Origin of the sequence: Pseudomonas frederiksbergensis (genome assembly GCF_003732705.1) — a bacterium.
Classification (GTDB): Bacteria; Pseudomonadota; Gammaproteobacteria; order Pseudomonadales; family Pseudomonadaceae; genus Aquipseudomonas; species Aquipseudomonas frederiksbergensis_F.
The window spans coordinates 334,337-348,321 of record NZ_MOBR01000040.1; the positions used below are offsets into that span (position 1 = coordinate 334,337).

The window sequence follows — 13,985 nt, forward strand, 5'->3', positions numbered from 1 at the left end:
GTAATCGTTACTTTTTGGCGGCAAACAACGCATCGAGCTTCTGCTCGAAGGTGTGGTAGTCGATGCGATCGTAAAGCTCCATGCGGGTTTGCATGGTGTCGATCACGTTCTGTTGCGTACCGTCGCGGCGGATCGCGGTGTAGACGTTTTCCGCAGCCTTGTTCATCGCGCGGAACGCCGACAATGGGTATAGCACCAGCGACACGTCGGCAGCGGCGAGTTGCTCGGTGGTGTACAGCGGCGTCGCGCCGAATTCGGTGATGTTGGCCAGGATCGGCGCTTTCACGCGGCTGGCGAACAGTTTGTACATGTCCAGTTCGGTGATGGCTTCCGGGAAGATCATGTCGGCGCCGGCCTCGATGCACGCGGCAGCGCGATCCAGGGCAGATTCCAGACCTTCAACGGCCAACGCATCGGTACGGGCCATGATCACAAAGCTGTCATCGGTGCGGGCATCGACGGCGGCTTTAATGCGATCGACCATTTCCTGCAGCGAAACGATCTCTTTATTAGGGCGGTGACCACAGCGCTTGGCGCCGACCTGGTCTTCGATGTGAATCGCCGCCGCGCCGAACTTGATCATCGACTTGACGGTACGGGCCACGTTGAACGCCGAGGAACCGAAACCGGTGTCCACGTCCACCAGCAGCGGCAGGTCGCAGACATCAGTGATGCGGCGCACGTCGGTCAGCACATCGTCCAGGCCGGTAATCCCCAGGTCCGGCACGCCGAGGGAGCCAGCAGCCACCCCGCCACCCGACAGGTAAATCGCCTTGAAACCGGCGCGCTTGGCCAGCAGCGCGTGGTTGGCGTTGATCGCGCCGACCACCTGCAAAGGATGCTCGCTGGCGACCGCATCGCGGAAACGCTGGCCTGGAGTGCTCTTGTTGGAACTCATGACTCACCTCGTTCAGTGGCTGTCTTATTGGCGCCGTCCTGGTAGTGACGGGCGATATTGCGTTTGGAGGCGCCGATGTGGCGGCGCATCAACAACTCGGCCAGCTCACCGTCACGGTCGGCGATGGCGTCGAGAATCCGGTGGTGCTCGGCAAAGGCCTGGCGCGGGCGATTGGGCGTGGTGGAAAACTGGATGCGGTACATGCGCACCAGTTGATAGAGCTCGCCGCAGAGCATCTGGGTCAGGGTGCGATTGCCGCTGCCCTGGATGATCCGGTAATGAAAGTCGAAATCGCCTTCTTGCTGGTAGTAGCCGACGCCGGCCTGAAACGCCGCATCGCGCTCATGGGTTTCGAGCACCCGGCGCAGTTCGTCGATTTCTTCGAGGGTCATGCGTTCGGCGGCCAGGCGACAGGCCATGCCTTCCAGGGACTCGCGGATTTCGTAGAGTTCCAGCAACTCGGCATGGCTCAGGGAAACGACCCGCGCACCGACGTGCGGTATGCGCACCAACAGGCGCTGGCCTTCGAGGCGGTGGATCGCTTCGCGCAACGGCCCGCGGCTGATGCCATAGGTGCGCGCCAACTCCGGCTCGGAGATCTTGCTGCCCGGAGCGATCTCGCCCTTGACGATGGCCGCCTGGATGCGCCGGAAGACGTTCTCGGAAAGTGTTTCCGAATCATCCTGCGTAACGACGGGGGGATCGAGTTGATCCAGCATATTGTCGACACCTTGTAAGCCAATGCGGCAAAAACTAGCGAATACAGGCCGTATAGTCAAAGGATAAATAGGTATTGTCGACAATCGTCTAATAACCGTCTGCACCATAACGACGCAGCCCCCTTGTTTATAGCCTCCTGCCAGCGGTGGCGCCATAAAACCACCGTGCTAGAATGCCGCCCGCATTTGTTTGTCATTTGCATCTGCACGGCTTGTCATAAATAGCTGATAGGCATACGAGGGAGCTTGCGCAGCGATGCCAGGGCCTTGAATCGAAGTACGGACCGCTGCGCACCCAGGATTTATGAGACTCAAGCCCTTTCCCACCTTCCTTTATTTTCTGTTCCTGCCCGGTGTCGCCGCCGCGGGGGAAAAGACTGTGTACGGCCTCAACGAATACGCGTCGCTGAACGGTATTGACCTGGAAGTCGCCGCCAAACTCGACACCGGGGCGAAAACCGCGTCCTTGAGTGCCCGTGACATCAAACGTTTCAAACGCAATGGCGAATCCTGGGTGCGCTTCTATCTGGCCATCGATGCCGCGCATTCGCACCCGATCGAACGGCCGTTGGCCCGTGTCAGCAAAATCAAGCGCCGGGCCGGCGACTACGACCCGGAAGAAGGCAAGAAATACACGGCCCGTCCGGTGATCGAGCTGGATATCTGCATGGGTACGGCGTTGCGCAGCATCGAAGTGAACCTGACCGACCGCAGCGCCTTCCAATACCCGCTCCTGATCGGCTCCGAAGCGCTCAAACGCTTCGATGCGCTGGTCGACCCCAGTCTTAAATACGCTGCTGGCAAACCCGCCTGCGCCACCGACGCTCATACCGCAGAGTAATTCCGAATGCGCTCTCTTAACCTCCACCTGAAAATCCTGATCGCCATTCTGGTGGTGCTGGGCATTTCAGTTACGGCCTACCAGATCTTCGTGCTCGGCATCCCCGTCACCGAAGACGCCACGGACGACTTGTGGAACATCGACGCCAAGGTCGAGTTCGTCGCCAGTGCCAAGGACCCGGTCAAGATCCAGATGTTCGTGCCGCCCCTGAGCCGCGACTTTGTGAGCCTGAACGAAAGCTTCATCTCCAATAACTACGGCGTGGCGGTGAACCGGATCGATGGCAACCGCAAGGTCACCTGGTCGGCCCGTCGCGCCAAGGGCAACCAGACCCTTTATTACCGTCTGGTACTGACCAAACGCTACTCCGGCGAAAAATCCAAGATCAAAGGCCCGACCTTCCGCGACAGCATCGCCGTCGAAGGCGCGGAAAAAGTCGCCGCCGAAGCCCTGCTCGCGCCGATCCGCCAACATTCGGCCGACGTCGAAACTTTCGTCGGCGAAGCGATCAAGCGCGTTAACAATCTCAACGACGACAACGTGAAGCTGTTGCTCGGCGGCGATCCGTCTACCTCGAACAAAGCCCGGATCGTCGAGTTGGTACTGTCCATTGCCCACGTGCCGGTCGAGAAGGTCCACACCATCCGTCTGGTGGCCGACCAACCGCAAATCCCTGAACTGTGGCTGCGTAGTTTCAACGGCACCGACTGGCTGTATTTCAACCCGGAAACCGGCGAACAAGGCATGCCGACCGATCGCCTGTTGTGGTGGACCGGTGATGAAAACCTGATCACCGTCGATGGCGGCAAAAAAGCCAACGTCACCTTCAGCCTGAACAACAGCGAAATGAACGCCATTCGCCTGGCCAAGCTGACCGACGAAAACACCGACGCCAACTTCCTCGAATACTCGCTGTACGGCCTGCCGCTGCAAACCCAGCAAACCTTCATGATCATGGTGATGATCCCGATTGGCGTGCTGGTGATCCTGATCCTGCGCAACCTGATCGGCCTGCAGACCCTCGGCACCTTTACGCCGGTGCTGATCGCCCTGGCCTTCCGTGAGACGCAGTTGGGCTTCGGGATCGTGCTGTTTACGATTATTACGGCGCTGGGGCTGTCGCTGCGCTCCTACCTTGAGCACTTGAAGCTGCAAATGCTGCCGAGGCTGTCGGTGGTGCTGACCTTTGTCGTGGTGCTGATCGCGGCGATCAGCCTGTTCAGCCATAAACTCGGCCTGGAGCGCGGGTTGTCGGTGGCGCTGTTCCCGATGGTGATTCTGACCATGACCATCGAACGGCTATCGATCACCTGGGAAGAACGCGGTGCCGGGCATGCCCTGAAAGTGGCGATTGGTACGCTGTTCGCCGCGTCCCTGGCGCACCTGATCATGAGCGTGCCGGAACTGGTCTATTTCGTGTTCACCTTCCCGGCGATCCTGTTGATCCTGGTGGGTTTCATGCTGGCCATGGGTCGCTATCGCGGCTACCGCCTGACCGAGCTGATCCGTTTCAAAGCGTTCCTCAAGGCTGACTCGTAATGTTCGGTTTCTGGAAGACCTGGAAGGCCCTGGAAGCCCGGGGCATCATGGGGATCAATCGGCGCAACGCGGACTACGTGCTCAAGTACAACAAGCGCAGCCTGTACCCGATTGTCGATGACAAGATCATCACCAAGGAACGCGCGATCGCCGCCGGCATTAATGTGCCGGAGTTGTACGGGATCATTTCTACCGAGAAAGAAATCGACAACCTCGACAAGATCATCGGCGGGCGCAACGACTTCGTGATCAAACCGGCCCAGGGCGCGGGCGGCGACGGCATTATTGTGGTGGCCGACCGTTTCGAGGGTCGCTATCGCACGGTGTCCGGCAAGATCATCAGCCATGAGGAAATCGAGCACCATGTCTCCAGCATCCTCACCGGCCTGTATTCCCTCGGCGGCCATCGTGACCGGGCGCTGATCGAATACCGTGTGACCCCGGACCAGATCTTCAAGAGCATCAGTTACGAAGGCGTGCCGGACATCCGCATCATCGTGCTGATGGGTTATCCGGTCATGGCCATGCTGCGCTTGCCGACCCGCCAGTCCGGCGGCAAGGCCAACCTGCACCAGGGCGCCATCGGTGTTGGCGTGGACTTAGCCACTGGCCTGACCCTGCGCGGCACCTGGTTGAACAACATCATCACCAAACACCCGGACACCACCAACGCGGTGGATGGCGTGCAACTGCCTTATTGGGACGGCTTCATGAAACTGGCCGCCGGTTGTTATGAGCTGTGCGGGCTGGGTTACATCGGCGTGGACATGGTGCTCGATCAGGAAAAAGGCCCGCTGATTCTTGAGCTGAACGCCCGACCGGGCTTGAATATCCAGATTGCCAATGATTGCGGGCTAACGTTGCGTACCCATGCGGTCGAGGCGCGGCTGGAAGAGTTGAAGGCCCGCGGGATTATCGAAACCGTGCAGGAACGGGTGGAGTTTGTGCAGGAGATGTTTGGGCATATTCCGCCGGTTGAGGGGTAGCCGATGATCGTTCCCACGCTCTGCGTGGTAACGCCGCCACGGACGCTCTGCGTCCGCCTGTGACGCGGAGCGTCACGGGATGCATTCCCACGCAGAGCGTGGGAACGATCGGCCACCCACCTACCAATCCCCGACATCCCCTCTAGGAGCAAATCCTACAGAGGACTACAATCGCCACCCCGCCTCGATGGCTGATCCGCCCCGCCCATGTTGACCTGTTCCGTACACCCGCTCCCCTATCGCACCAACCCCGCCGACTACTTCGCGGCGATTCGTCATGCCCCCGGCGCCGTACTGCTCGACAGTGGCCGGCCCTCGGCCGATCGCGGTCGTTTTGACCTGCTCAGTGCCTGGCCGCTGGAACAACTGGCGGTATCGCCCGACGAAACCGGCGGCGATTTCCTGCAACGCCTTCGGGACAATCTGACACAGCTTGGCGAAGCGTCCGTCCCTGATGAGCTACCTTTCGCCGGCGGCCTGATCGGATACCTGAGCTACGACTTCGGCCGTCATCTGGAAAACCTGCCGAGCCAGGCGCTGGACGACCTGCACTTGCCGGATGCGCGATTTGGTTTATACGGCTGGGCGCTGGTCACTGACCACCTGCGGATTACAAGTCAGTTGGTGTTCCACCCGTCAATGCCTGACAGCGAACGCCAACGCCTGATCGCGTTGTTCACTCAGCCTGAGGCGGACCCGGTCGAGCCGTTCAAATTGAGCAGCCCGATGCATGCCGACCTGAGCGCCGAGCAATATCGCCAGGCCCTTGAGCGAATCCAGCAGTACATCCAGGCTGGCGACTGCTATCAGGTCAACTTCGCCCAGCGCTTTCGTGCGCAATGCCAGGGTGACCCATGGGCCGCCTATTGCGCGTTGCGGGCAGCCTGCCCGACGCCGTTTTCCGGGTTCCAGAGCCTGCCTGACGGCGGCGCAGTCCTGAGCCTGTCGCCGGAGCGCTTCGTCAAAGTCAGCCAGCGCCAGGTGGAAACCCGCCCGATCAAAGGCACCCGCCCTCGCGGAGTGACCGAAGTCGAAGACGCCGCCAACGCCGCCGAACTCCTGGCCAGCCCCAAGGACCGCGCAGAAAACCTGATGATCGTCGACCTGCTGCGCAACGACCTCGGCCGCACCTGCCGTATCGGCTCGGTGCGGGTACCGGAGTTGTTCAGCCTGGAAAGCTATCCGAACGTGCATCACCTGGTGAGCAGCGTCACCGGCGAACTGGCGGACGACAAGGACGCCTTGGACTTGATCGCCGGCAGTTTCCCCGGCGGCTCGATCACCGGCGCGCCGAAAATTCGCGCGATGCAGATCATTGATGAACTGGAACCGACCCGTCGTGGGTTGTACTGCGGATCGTTGGTGTACCTGGATGTACGCGGCGAAATGGACAGCTCCATCGCCATACGCAGTTTGCTGGTCAAGGATGGGCAGGTGTGTTGCTGGGGTGGCGGCGGGATTGTCGCGGACTCGGAGTGGCAGGCCGAGTATCAGGAGTCGATTACCAAAGTGAAGGTGTTGCTCGATACCCTGCAGAACCTTTGATCGTTCCCACGCTCCGCGCGGGAATGCCTCAATGGACGCTCCGCGTCCGCTTTGGGACGCAGAGCGTCCCGGGCTGCATTCCCACGCAGAGCGTGGGAACGATCACTAGCGTGGGAACGATCAGCGACAGCAACAGGGTTTACAAGGTCAGGGCGCGGTTGGACGCTTTGATAAATTCCTGCTTCAAATCCGCAAAACTGTGCACCGCCGGGAACTGCGGAAACTCGCGAATCACATTGTCCGGCGCATGGAACAGAATCCCGGCATCCGCTTCGCCCAGCATCGTCGTGTCGTTGTAGGAATCCCCTGCCGCGATCACCCGGTAGTAAAGGCTCTTGAAAGCCAGGACCGACTGACGTTTCGGATCTTTCTGACGCAACTGATAGCTCGTTACTCGGCCGGCATCGTCGGTAATCAGGCGATGGCAGAGCAAAGTCGGGAAGCCCAATTGACGCATCAGCGGCTGGGAAAACTCGTAGAACGTGTCCGACAGAATCACCACCTGGAAGCGCTCGCGCAGCCAGTTGACGAACTCGATGGCGCCGTCCAGCGGTTGCAGCGTGGCAATCACTTCCTGAATATCCGAGAGCTTCAAGCCATGCTCGTCGAGGATCCGCAGGCGTTGCTTCATCAGCACGTCATAGTCGGGAATGTCCCGGGTGGTGGCCCGGAGGGATTCGATCCCGGTTTTTTCGGCGAAGGCGATCCAGATTTCCGGGACCAACACACCTTCAAGATCCAGACAGGCAATTTCCACAAGACACTCCCATTTGTATTGATTATTGAGTCGAGCGAGCAAAAGGACTGCCGAACTCTAGCGACTCGGGCGGGCCTGCGCAACGCAGAGGGCGCGCCAGCGGCTGTGGGATTTTGTTACCATCGGCACCATATAGAGCGCCCAGCGCCACCGACCTGTAGGAAGCCGCCCTGATGAGCCCATCGTTCGATGTCGTGGAACTCGCCACGACCTATGCCAACAAATCCGCCCAGGACATCCTGAAACTCGCGTTCGCCGAGTTTGGCGATGACCTGTGGATATCTTTCAGCGGTGCCGAGGATGTGGTGCTGGTGGACATGGCCTGGAAGCTGAACAAGAACGTGAAAGTGTTCAGCCTCGACACCGGCCGCTTGCACCCCGAGACCTACCGCTTCATCGATCAGGTGCGCGAGCACTACAAGATCGACATTGAACTGGTGTCGCCGGACTACACGAAACTTGAACCGTTCGTGAAGGAAAAAGGTCTGTTCAGCTTCTACAAGGACGGCCATGGCGAATGCTGCGGCATCCGCAAGATCGAGCCGCTGCGCCGCAAACTGTCCAGCGTCACCGCTTGGGCCACCGGCCAGCGCCGGGACCAGAGCCCAGGCACCCGCAGCGCCGTCGCGGTGCTGGAAATCGACACCGCGTTCTCCACACCCGAGCGCACCCTGTACAAGTTCAACCCGCTGGCGCAGATGACCAGTGAAGTGATCTGGGGCTATATCCGCATGCTGGAGTTGCCGTACAACAGCCTGCATGAGCGCGGCTTTATCAGCATCGGTTGCGAACCCTGCACCCGTCCGGTGCTGCCGAACCAGCACGAGCGCGAAGGCCGCTGGTGGTGGGAAGAAGCGACGCAGAAGGAATGCGGGTTGCATGCGGGGAACATCATCAGCAAATCCAAGGAATAAACCACACCTCTGTAGGAGCAAAGCTTGCTCGCGATGACGGACTGACATTCCACATCAATGTCGGCCATTACACCGCCATCGCGAGCAAGCTTTGCTCCTACAGGGTACGTGGATGTCTTCGTAAATGTGTACACACGAATGTCACCATAGGTGCCGTTTATGTGTGCACTTTTCATTTCAGCGCCCCAAAAAGTTACACCCTCATCCCCTGACTTCCTCAGTCGCCGTTTCCCACTATTACCGCTGAAAAATAAATACCCGTTCAATCGGTCAATTTATATTTCCTCCTTTTCAATTACTTAACTTAAACCAATAACAAAACGAAATTAGCGCGCCGATTCATAGATTCGGAACTGGCATAGATCTGGCTTAAGTGCATACATGTTTTGTATACAATTAAAACCAAAACATACACACACTTTCGATCCGCAAGCCTGAAGCGCCCTATCCCGTACAGGCTGCAGATGCCCCGTAACCAATGATGCTTACTGCCCGCGACGAAGATTTGTCGAGCCCACGCTCATGCACAGTCATCGCGAAGCCAAGCCTCAGGAGCCTGCCGGAATGCGTACTAGCCTATCCAATAACAACATCGCGCTGGATCTGCCCTCCTCTCAACCTGCCTTCAACGATCACGACCAATCGCATCAAGCCCCGGTGGTCCTCAGTCCGCGCCTGCACAACAAAGACCTGGCGCCGACCAAAGCTGAAGGCCGGCGCTGGGGGCGCTACAGCATCTTCGCCCTGTGGACCAACGACGTTCACAACATCGCCAACTACTCCTTCGCCATCGGCTTGTATGCCCTGGGGCTGGGCGGCTGGCAGATTCTGCTGTCCCTGGGGATCGGCGCGGCGCTGGTGTATTGCTTTATGAACCTGTCCGGCTACATGGGCCAGAAAACCGGAGTGCCATTTCCGGTGATCAGCCGGATCAGTTTCGGCATCCACGGGGCGCAAATTCCTGCATTGATCCGCGCCGTTATCGCCATCGCCTGGTTCGGGATTCAGACGTACCTGGCCTCGGTGGTGTTTCGTGTCCTGCTGACGGCGGTGCATCCCGGTTTCGCCGATTACGACCACAACTCGATCCTTGGCCTGTCGACCTTGGGCTGGATCTGTTTCGTGGCGATCTGGTTCGTGCAACTGGCGATTCTGGCCTACGGCATGGAGATGGTGCGGCGCTACGAGGCATTTGCCGGGCCGGTGATCCTGCTGACCGTCGCCTCACTCGCCGGGTGGATGTACTTCCAGGCCGATGCGACCATCGCCTGGTCGATCCGCGAGCCGCTGACCGGTGGCGAGATGTGGCGCAACATCTTTGCCGGTGGCGCGTTGTGGCTGTCGATCTACGGCACGCTGATCCTCAACTTCTGCGACTTCGCCCGCTCCTCGCCGTGCCGCAAGACCATTAAGGTCGGAAATTTCTGGGGCCTGCCGGTAAATATTCTGGTGTTCGCCAGCATCACCGTCCTGCTCTGCGGTGCGCAATTTCAGATCAACGGCCGGATCATCGAAAGCCCGACGGAAATCATCGCCTCGATCCCCAACACCTTCTTCCTGGTCCTCGGTTGCCTGGCGTTCCTGATCGTCACCGTGGCGGTGAACATCATGGCCAACTTCGTCGCCCCGGCCTTCGTACTCAGCAACCTGGCGCCCAAATACCTGACCTTCCGCCGCGCCGGGTTGATCAGCGCAACCATCGCCGTGCTGATCCTGCCGTGGAACCTCTACAACAGCCCATTGGTGATCGTGTATTTCCTGTCCGGCCTCGGCGCCCTGCTCGGCCCGTTGTACGGGGTGATCATGGTCGACTACTGGCTTGTACGAAAAGGTCAGGTCAACGTGCCGCAGTTGTACAGCGAAGACCCCAACGGCGCTTATTACTACAGCCGTGGCGTCAATCTCCGCGCCGTGGCGGCGTTTATTCCTGCAGCGTTGATCGCCATCGTCCTGGCGCTGATGCCGGGTTTCCACAGCGTATCGCCGTTCTCCTGGCTGATTGGCGCCGGGATTGCAGGGATGCTCTACCTGATCATCGCCAAGCGCCAGCCGCACTACGCCGATGTCAGCGGCGAAAGCATCGCCGTCGATAACGTCAGCCATTAATCCCCTGGCGGCCCGGCAACGTCGGGCCGCAGAACCACCCCGTTATAAGGACTTCCCATGCGAATTCTCGTGGTCAACGTCAACACCACCGAATCCATCACCCAGGCCATCGCCCGCCAGGCCCAGTCCGTGGCCGCGCCCGGCACTGAAATCGTCGGTCTGACGCCGCATTTCGGTGCCGATTCCATCGAAGGCAATTTCGAAAGCTACCTGGCGGCCATCGCCGTGATGGACCGGGTCATGTCCTACGACCAGCCGTTCGACGCAGTGATCCAGGCCGGCTACGGGGAACACGGCCGCGAAGGCTTGCAGGAATTGCTCAGCGTGCCGGTGGTGGACATCACCGATGCCGGCGCCAGCACGGCGATGTTTCTCGGTCATGCCTATTCGGTGGTCACGACGCTGGACCGCACCGTGCCGCTGATCGAGGATCGCCTCAAGCTGTCGGGTTTGTGGGACCGTTGCGCATCCGTGCGGGCCAGTGGCTTGGCGGTGCTGGAGTTGGAATCCGACCCGCAACGGGCGCTAGAGGCGATTGTTCGCCAGGCGGAATTGGCGGTGCTGGAGGACAAGGCCGAGGTGATTTGCCTGGGCTGCGGCGGCATGGCCGGGCTGGATGAGCAGATTCGTCAGCGCACCGGCGTGCCGGTGGTGGATGGCGTGACGGCGGCGGTGACCATTGCCGAATCGTTGGTGCGGTTGGGGTTGTCGACGTCCAAGGTGCGGACCTATGCGACGCCGCGGCCGAAAACGATTATTGGCTGGCCGGGGCGGTTTGGCAGGTAGACCGCGTTATCGTTCGATCGCGAGCAAGCTTTGCTCCTACAGGACCTGCGCCAAACCCTGTAGGAGCAAGGCTTGCCCGCGATGGCCTCAACTCGGTCCTCTTATAAAGCACTAAACCGCTGTGCCAACCCCCGCTCCGCAAACTGCTCAATAATGAAGTCCACAAACGCCCGAGTCTTGCCCGGCAACAATTTGTGTTCCGCGTAATAGATCGAAATATTGCCATCATCGACATACCAGTCCGGCAACACCCGCTGCAACGTCCCGGCCTCCAGATAACCCACGGCAAACGGCATGCTCACCAGTGCGATGCCCAAACCCTGGGTGGCACTGGCGCAGGCTGCCTCCGAATCACTCATGGTCATCCGCGCCTTGAGCACCAACGGGCTGTGTTGCTGGGTGCGGCTGGTCAGTTGCCAGGAGCGCACGCGACCGGTTTGCGGAGACCGGATCAGAATCCCGTCACACAGCTTGAGGTCATCCGGTTCGACGATCGCCTCCCGCCCGGCCAGATACTCGGTCGATGCCACCAGCACCCGATGGGCCGGGGTCAATTTGCGCGCCACCACGCCTTGGGGCAGTTCGAATCCGCCGCCAATCGCCGCATCAAAACCCTGGGCGATCAAATCGACCTGCCGATTATCGAAATGCCAGTCCGGGTTGATCGCCGGAAAGCGCCGCAGAAATTCCCCCAGCAACGGCACCACATACAAACGTCCGAACACCGTGCCCATGCTGACTTTCAGTGTGCCCGCCGGACGTCCTTCGGCACTCGCAAGGTTCGCCACGGCGTTCTGAATGGTGTGCAGGCTGGCGCTGACTTCGCTCAGGAACAGTTGACCGGCCTCCGTCAGCGTCAGGCTCCGAGTACTGCGCTGGAACAGCCGCACACCCAGTCTCGCTTCAAGTTTCGCGACGCTTTTGCCCACTGCCGCCGGGGTCAAACTCAGGCGCCGGGCGGCTTCGGCGAAGCTGCCGACCTCGGCGCTACGCACGAAGCATTCGATACTGCTGAAGGTTTCCATGATCGCCACTATAAACTTTTGGTTTACACAGACTATCGCAATTACCCTCTACACAGCTGGTAATCAGGAATCGATACTAGGCTCCATCAACCGAGACATCTCGCCTCGGGACTTTGGAGATCGTTATGACTACTCAGAACCTCAGCGGCAAAGTGGCTTTGATTCAAGGCGGATCCCGCGGTATCGGCGCAGCCATCGTCAAACGCCTGGCCGCTGAAGGCGCCGCGGTTGCCTTCACCTACGTCAGCTCCACCGCCAAGGCTGAAGAACTGCAAAACAGCATCACCGGCAATGGCGGCAAAGCCCTCGCCATCAAGGCCGACAGCGCCGACGCCGACGCCATTCGCAACGCCGTAACCGCTACCGTCAAAGCCTTCGGTCGCCTGGACATCCTGGTCAACAACGCCGGTGTGCTGGCCGTCGCACCGCTGGAAGATTTCAAACTCGAAGACTTCGATCAGACCCTGGCCATCAACGTGCGCAGCGTATTCATCGCCACTCAGGCCGCAGCCAAACACATGACCGAAGGCGGTCGCATCATCAACATCGGCAGCACCAACGCCGACCGCATGCCCTTCGCCGGTGGCGGCCCGTACGCCATGAGCAAAGCGGCGCTGGTCGGCCTGACCAAAGGCCTGTCCCGCGACCTCGGGCCGCGCGGCATCACCATCAACAACGTGCAACCAGGCCCGGTGGATACCGACATGAACCCGGCCAGCGGTGACTTTGCCGAGAGCCTGATCCCGTTGATGGCGGTAGGTCGTTACGGCAAAGCGGAAGAGATCGCCAGTTTCGTCGCTTACCTGGTTGGCCCGGAAGCGGGTTACATCACCGGTGCGAGCCTGACCATCGATGGTGGTTTCGGCGCCTGATACAGGCCATCGACGCCAATCAAATGTGGGAGCGAGCCTGCTCGCGAAGACGGTTTAACACTCAACGATAATGTTGACTGCTAGTCCGCTTTCGCGAGCAAGCTCGCTCCCACATTTATTGCATCAGGCCCATTCAAGTGCTGGCAGACCGCAGGCACTCGGCGTGAATGCCTTTAACGTACGAAGAATCCCGTCAGCGTGTGCGTATTTTTCGTCCGCCATGGCCGCATCCGGGATCGCAATCGCGGTCATCCCCGCCGCTTTCGCCGCCGTGACGCCAAACGGCGAATCCTCGAACACCAGGCAATCCTCCGGGGCGACACCCAAGCGCCGCGCGGCGGTCAGGAAGATATCCGGCGCCGGTTTGGCCGCGCCGACTTCCGGATCATCAGCGGTGACAATGAAGTCAAACAGCGCAAACCAGTCGCGGTGCAACGTGGTTTTCTGGCCGAACGACTGGCGGGAAGAACTGGTGCCCACCGCTATCGGAATATTGTTGGCCTTCAAATGCCGAACCAGCTCCTCGGCGCCCGGCATTGCCAGTGCCTTGGGGAAACGCTCACGCATCAATGGCTCACGGATCACCAGGAATTCTTCAGCGGTGATCGGCAATTCCAGCGCCTCGACCACATAACGCGCCAGATCGCCCGCGCCACGGCCGATGATGTTCTGTTTGATGCTCCAGTCGAAGGTGCGGCCATAACGCTCGACAATCATCGACGTGACCTCGGTGTAAATGCCCTCGGTGTCCAGCAGCAAGCCATCCATGTCGAAAATCACGGCCTTGATCGGGCCGAATGCTTTCAGTGGTGCATTCATCGTATCTGATCCGTTTTTCATGACATCCCAGGCGGCTCAGGTACGGCCAGTACTCGGATCGATTAAAGGGTTCAGCAGCATAACGAGCGGCGCCGGCATAGGGCAACGGGCAATGCCCGATGGGTGAAAAAACCTGTATCCCTGTGCTGCCCATGATTTAGCGATTATCCCTACAGCA

At 59.8% G+C, this 13,985-nt stretch carries 13 protein-coding genes; 8 read left to right on the forward strand and 5 right to left on the reverse strand.

Annotated features, from left to right (window positions below):
* Nucleotides 1-7 precede the first annotated feature (7 nt).
* Nucleotides 8-898: a methylisocitrate lyase gene (prpB, locus tag BK667_RS26775; RefSeq protein WP_008146328.1), complete on the reverse strand. Its 891-nt coding sequence runs from the start codon at nucleotides 896-898 to the stop codon at nucleotides 8-10.
* Nucleotides 895-1,617 (reverse strand): GntR family transcriptional regulator, encoded by a 723-nt coding sequence (locus BK667_RS26780; protein WP_123512111.1) that lies wholly within the window; start codon nucleotides 1,615-1,617, stop codon nucleotides 895-897. Before BK667_RS26780 ends, prpB begins: the two co-directional genes overlap by 4 nt.
* Nucleotides 1,618-1,921: 304 nt before the next feature.
* On the opposite strand from BK667_RS26780, the gene rloA reads away from it, so the two are divergent.
* The 4 genes from rloA to pabB all read left to right on the forward strand — a co-directional run bounded on the left by rloA (nucleotide 1,922) and on the right by pabB (nucleotide 6,528).
* Entirely contained in the window at nucleotides 1,922-2,458 is a 537-nt protein-coding gene (gene rloA / locus BK667_RS26785) for a retropepsin-like aspartic peptidase RloA (protein WP_123403235.1), read from the forward strand.
* A gap of 6 nt (nucleotides 2,459-2,464) precedes the next feature.
* Complete coding sequence (rloB, locus tag BK667_RS26790) at nucleotides 2,465-3,997, forward strand: osmotic stress tolerance membrane protein RloB (RefSeq protein ID WP_123403233.1); 1,533 nt, start codon at nucleotides 2,465-2,467, stop codon at nucleotides 3,995-3,997.
* Nucleotides 3,997-4,983: an alpha-L-glutamate ligase-like protein gene (locus tag BK667_RS26795; protein ID WP_123512109.1), complete on the forward strand. Its 987-nt coding sequence runs from the start codon at nucleotides 3,997-3,999 to the stop codon at nucleotides 4,981-4,983. Before rloB ends, BK667_RS26795 begins: the two co-directional genes overlap by 1 nt.
* A gap of 207 nt (nucleotides 4,984-5,190) precedes the next feature.
* On the forward strand, nucleotides 5,191-6,528 hold the full coding sequence (gene pabB, locus BK667_RS26800; protein ID WP_123599397.1) for an aminodeoxychorismate synthase component I: 1,338 nt from the start codon (nucleotides 5,191-5,193) through the stop codon (nucleotides 6,526-6,528).
* A 139-nt stretch (nucleotides 6,529-6,667) separates the two neighbouring features.
* Here the strand turns inward: pabB and thrH are convergent, their stop codons facing one another.
* Entirely contained in the window at nucleotides 6,668-7,285 is a 618-nt protein-coding gene (gene thrH / locus BK667_RS26805) for a bifunctional phosphoserine phosphatase/homoserine phosphotransferase ThrH (RefSeq protein WP_123512105.1), read from the reverse strand.
* A gap of 173 nt (nucleotides 7,286-7,458) precedes the next feature.
* Between thrH and BK667_RS26810 the strand changes: the two genes are divergently transcribed.
* The 3 genes from BK667_RS26810 (at nucleotide 7,459) to BK667_RS26820 (ending at nucleotide 11,091) form a co-directional block, all read left to right on the forward strand.
* Entirely contained in the window at nucleotides 7,459-8,199 is a 741-nt protein-coding gene (locus BK667_RS26810) for a phosphoadenylyl-sulfate reductase (RefSeq protein ID WP_123599398.1), read from the forward strand.
* Between the two features lie 564 nt (nucleotides 8,200-8,763).
* Nucleotides 8,764-10,305 (forward strand): NCS1 family nucleobase:cation symporter-1, encoded by a 1,542-nt coding sequence (locus BK667_RS26815; protein ID WP_123512103.1) that lies wholly within the window; start codon nucleotides 8,764-8,766, stop codon nucleotides 10,303-10,305.
* 57 nt (nucleotides 10,306-10,362) lie between these two features.
* Complete coding sequence (locus BK667_RS26820; protein WP_123599399.1) at nucleotides 10,363-11,091, forward strand: aspartate/glutamate racemase family protein; 729 nt, start codon at nucleotides 10,363-10,365, stop codon at nucleotides 11,089-11,091.
* 101 nt (nucleotides 11,092-11,192) lie between these two features.
* On the opposite strand, the gene BK667_RS26825 is transcribed toward BK667_RS26820, so the two are convergent.
* The gene (locus tag BK667_RS26825; RefSeq protein ID WP_123599400.1) at nucleotides 11,193-12,116 is read right to left on the reverse strand and encodes a LysR family transcriptional regulator; all 924 of its coding nucleotides are present in this window, start codon (nucleotides 12,114-12,116) and stop codon (nucleotides 11,193-11,195) included.
* Nucleotides 12,117-12,241: 125 nt separating this feature from the next.
* Between BK667_RS26825 and BK667_RS26830 the strand changes: the two genes are divergently transcribed.
* Entirely contained in the window at nucleotides 12,242-12,988 is a 747-nt protein-coding gene (locus BK667_RS26830) for a 3-oxoacyl-ACP reductase family protein (protein ID WP_123512100.1), read from the forward strand.
* A 123-nt stretch (nucleotides 12,989-13,111) separates the two neighbouring features.
* Here the strand turns inward: BK667_RS26830 and BK667_RS26835 are convergent, their stop codons facing one another.
* Nucleotides 13,112-13,807, reverse strand: coding sequence for an HAD-IA family hydrolase (locus tag BK667_RS26835; protein ID WP_123512098.1), 696 nt, complete (start codon nucleotides 13,805-13,807; stop codon nucleotides 13,112-13,114).
* Nucleotides 13,808-13,985 lie beyond the last annotated feature (178 nt).

Excerpts from the sequence above, each read along its gene's own strand:
- prpB (WP_008146328.1), bottom strand. The coding sequence starts at position 898 with ATGAGTTCCAACAAGAGCACTCCAGGCCAGCGTTTCCGCGATGCGGTC.
- BK667_RS26780 (WP_123512111.1), bottom strand. The coding sequence starts at position 1,617 with ATGCTGGATCAACTCGATCCCCCCGTCGTTACGCAGGATGATTCGGAA.
- rloA (WP_123403235.1), top strand. The coding sequence starts at position 1,922 with ATGAGACTCAAGCCCTTTCCCACCTTCCTTTATTTTCTGTTCCTGCCC.
- rloB (WP_123403233.1), top strand. The coding sequence starts at position 2,465 with ATGCGCTCTCTTAACCTCCACCTGAAAATCCTGATCGCCATTCTGGTG.
- BK667_RS26795 (WP_123512109.1), top strand. The coding sequence starts at position 3,997 with ATGTTCGGTTTCTGGAAGACCTGGAAGGCCCTGGAAGCCCGGGGCATC.
- pabB (WP_123599397.1), top strand. The coding sequence starts at position 5,191 with ATGTTGACCTGTTCCGTACACCCGCTCCCCTATCGCACCAACCCCGCC.
- BK667_RS26810 (WP_123599398.1), top strand. The coding sequence starts at position 7,459 with ATGAGCCCATCGTTCGATGTCGTGGAACTCGCCACGACCTATGCCAAC.
- BK667_RS26815 (WP_123512103.1), top strand. The coding sequence starts at position 8,764 with ATGCGTACTAGCCTATCCAATAACAACATCGCGCTGGATCTGCCCTCC.
- BK667_RS26820 (WP_123599399.1), top strand. The coding sequence starts at position 10,363 with ATGCGAATTCTCGTGGTCAACGTCAACACCACCGAATCCATCACCCAG.
- BK667_RS26825 (WP_123599400.1), bottom strand. The coding sequence starts at position 12,116 with ATGGAAACCTTCAGCAGTATCGAATGCTTCGTGCGTAGCGCCGAGGTC.
- BK667_RS26830 (WP_123512100.1), top strand. The coding sequence starts at position 12,242 with ATGACTACTCAGAACCTCAGCGGCAAAGTGGCTTTGATTCAAGGCGGA.
- BK667_RS26835 (WP_123512098.1), bottom strand. The coding sequence starts at position 13,807 with ATGAATGCACCACTGAAAGCATTCGGCCCGATCAAGGCCGTGATTTTC.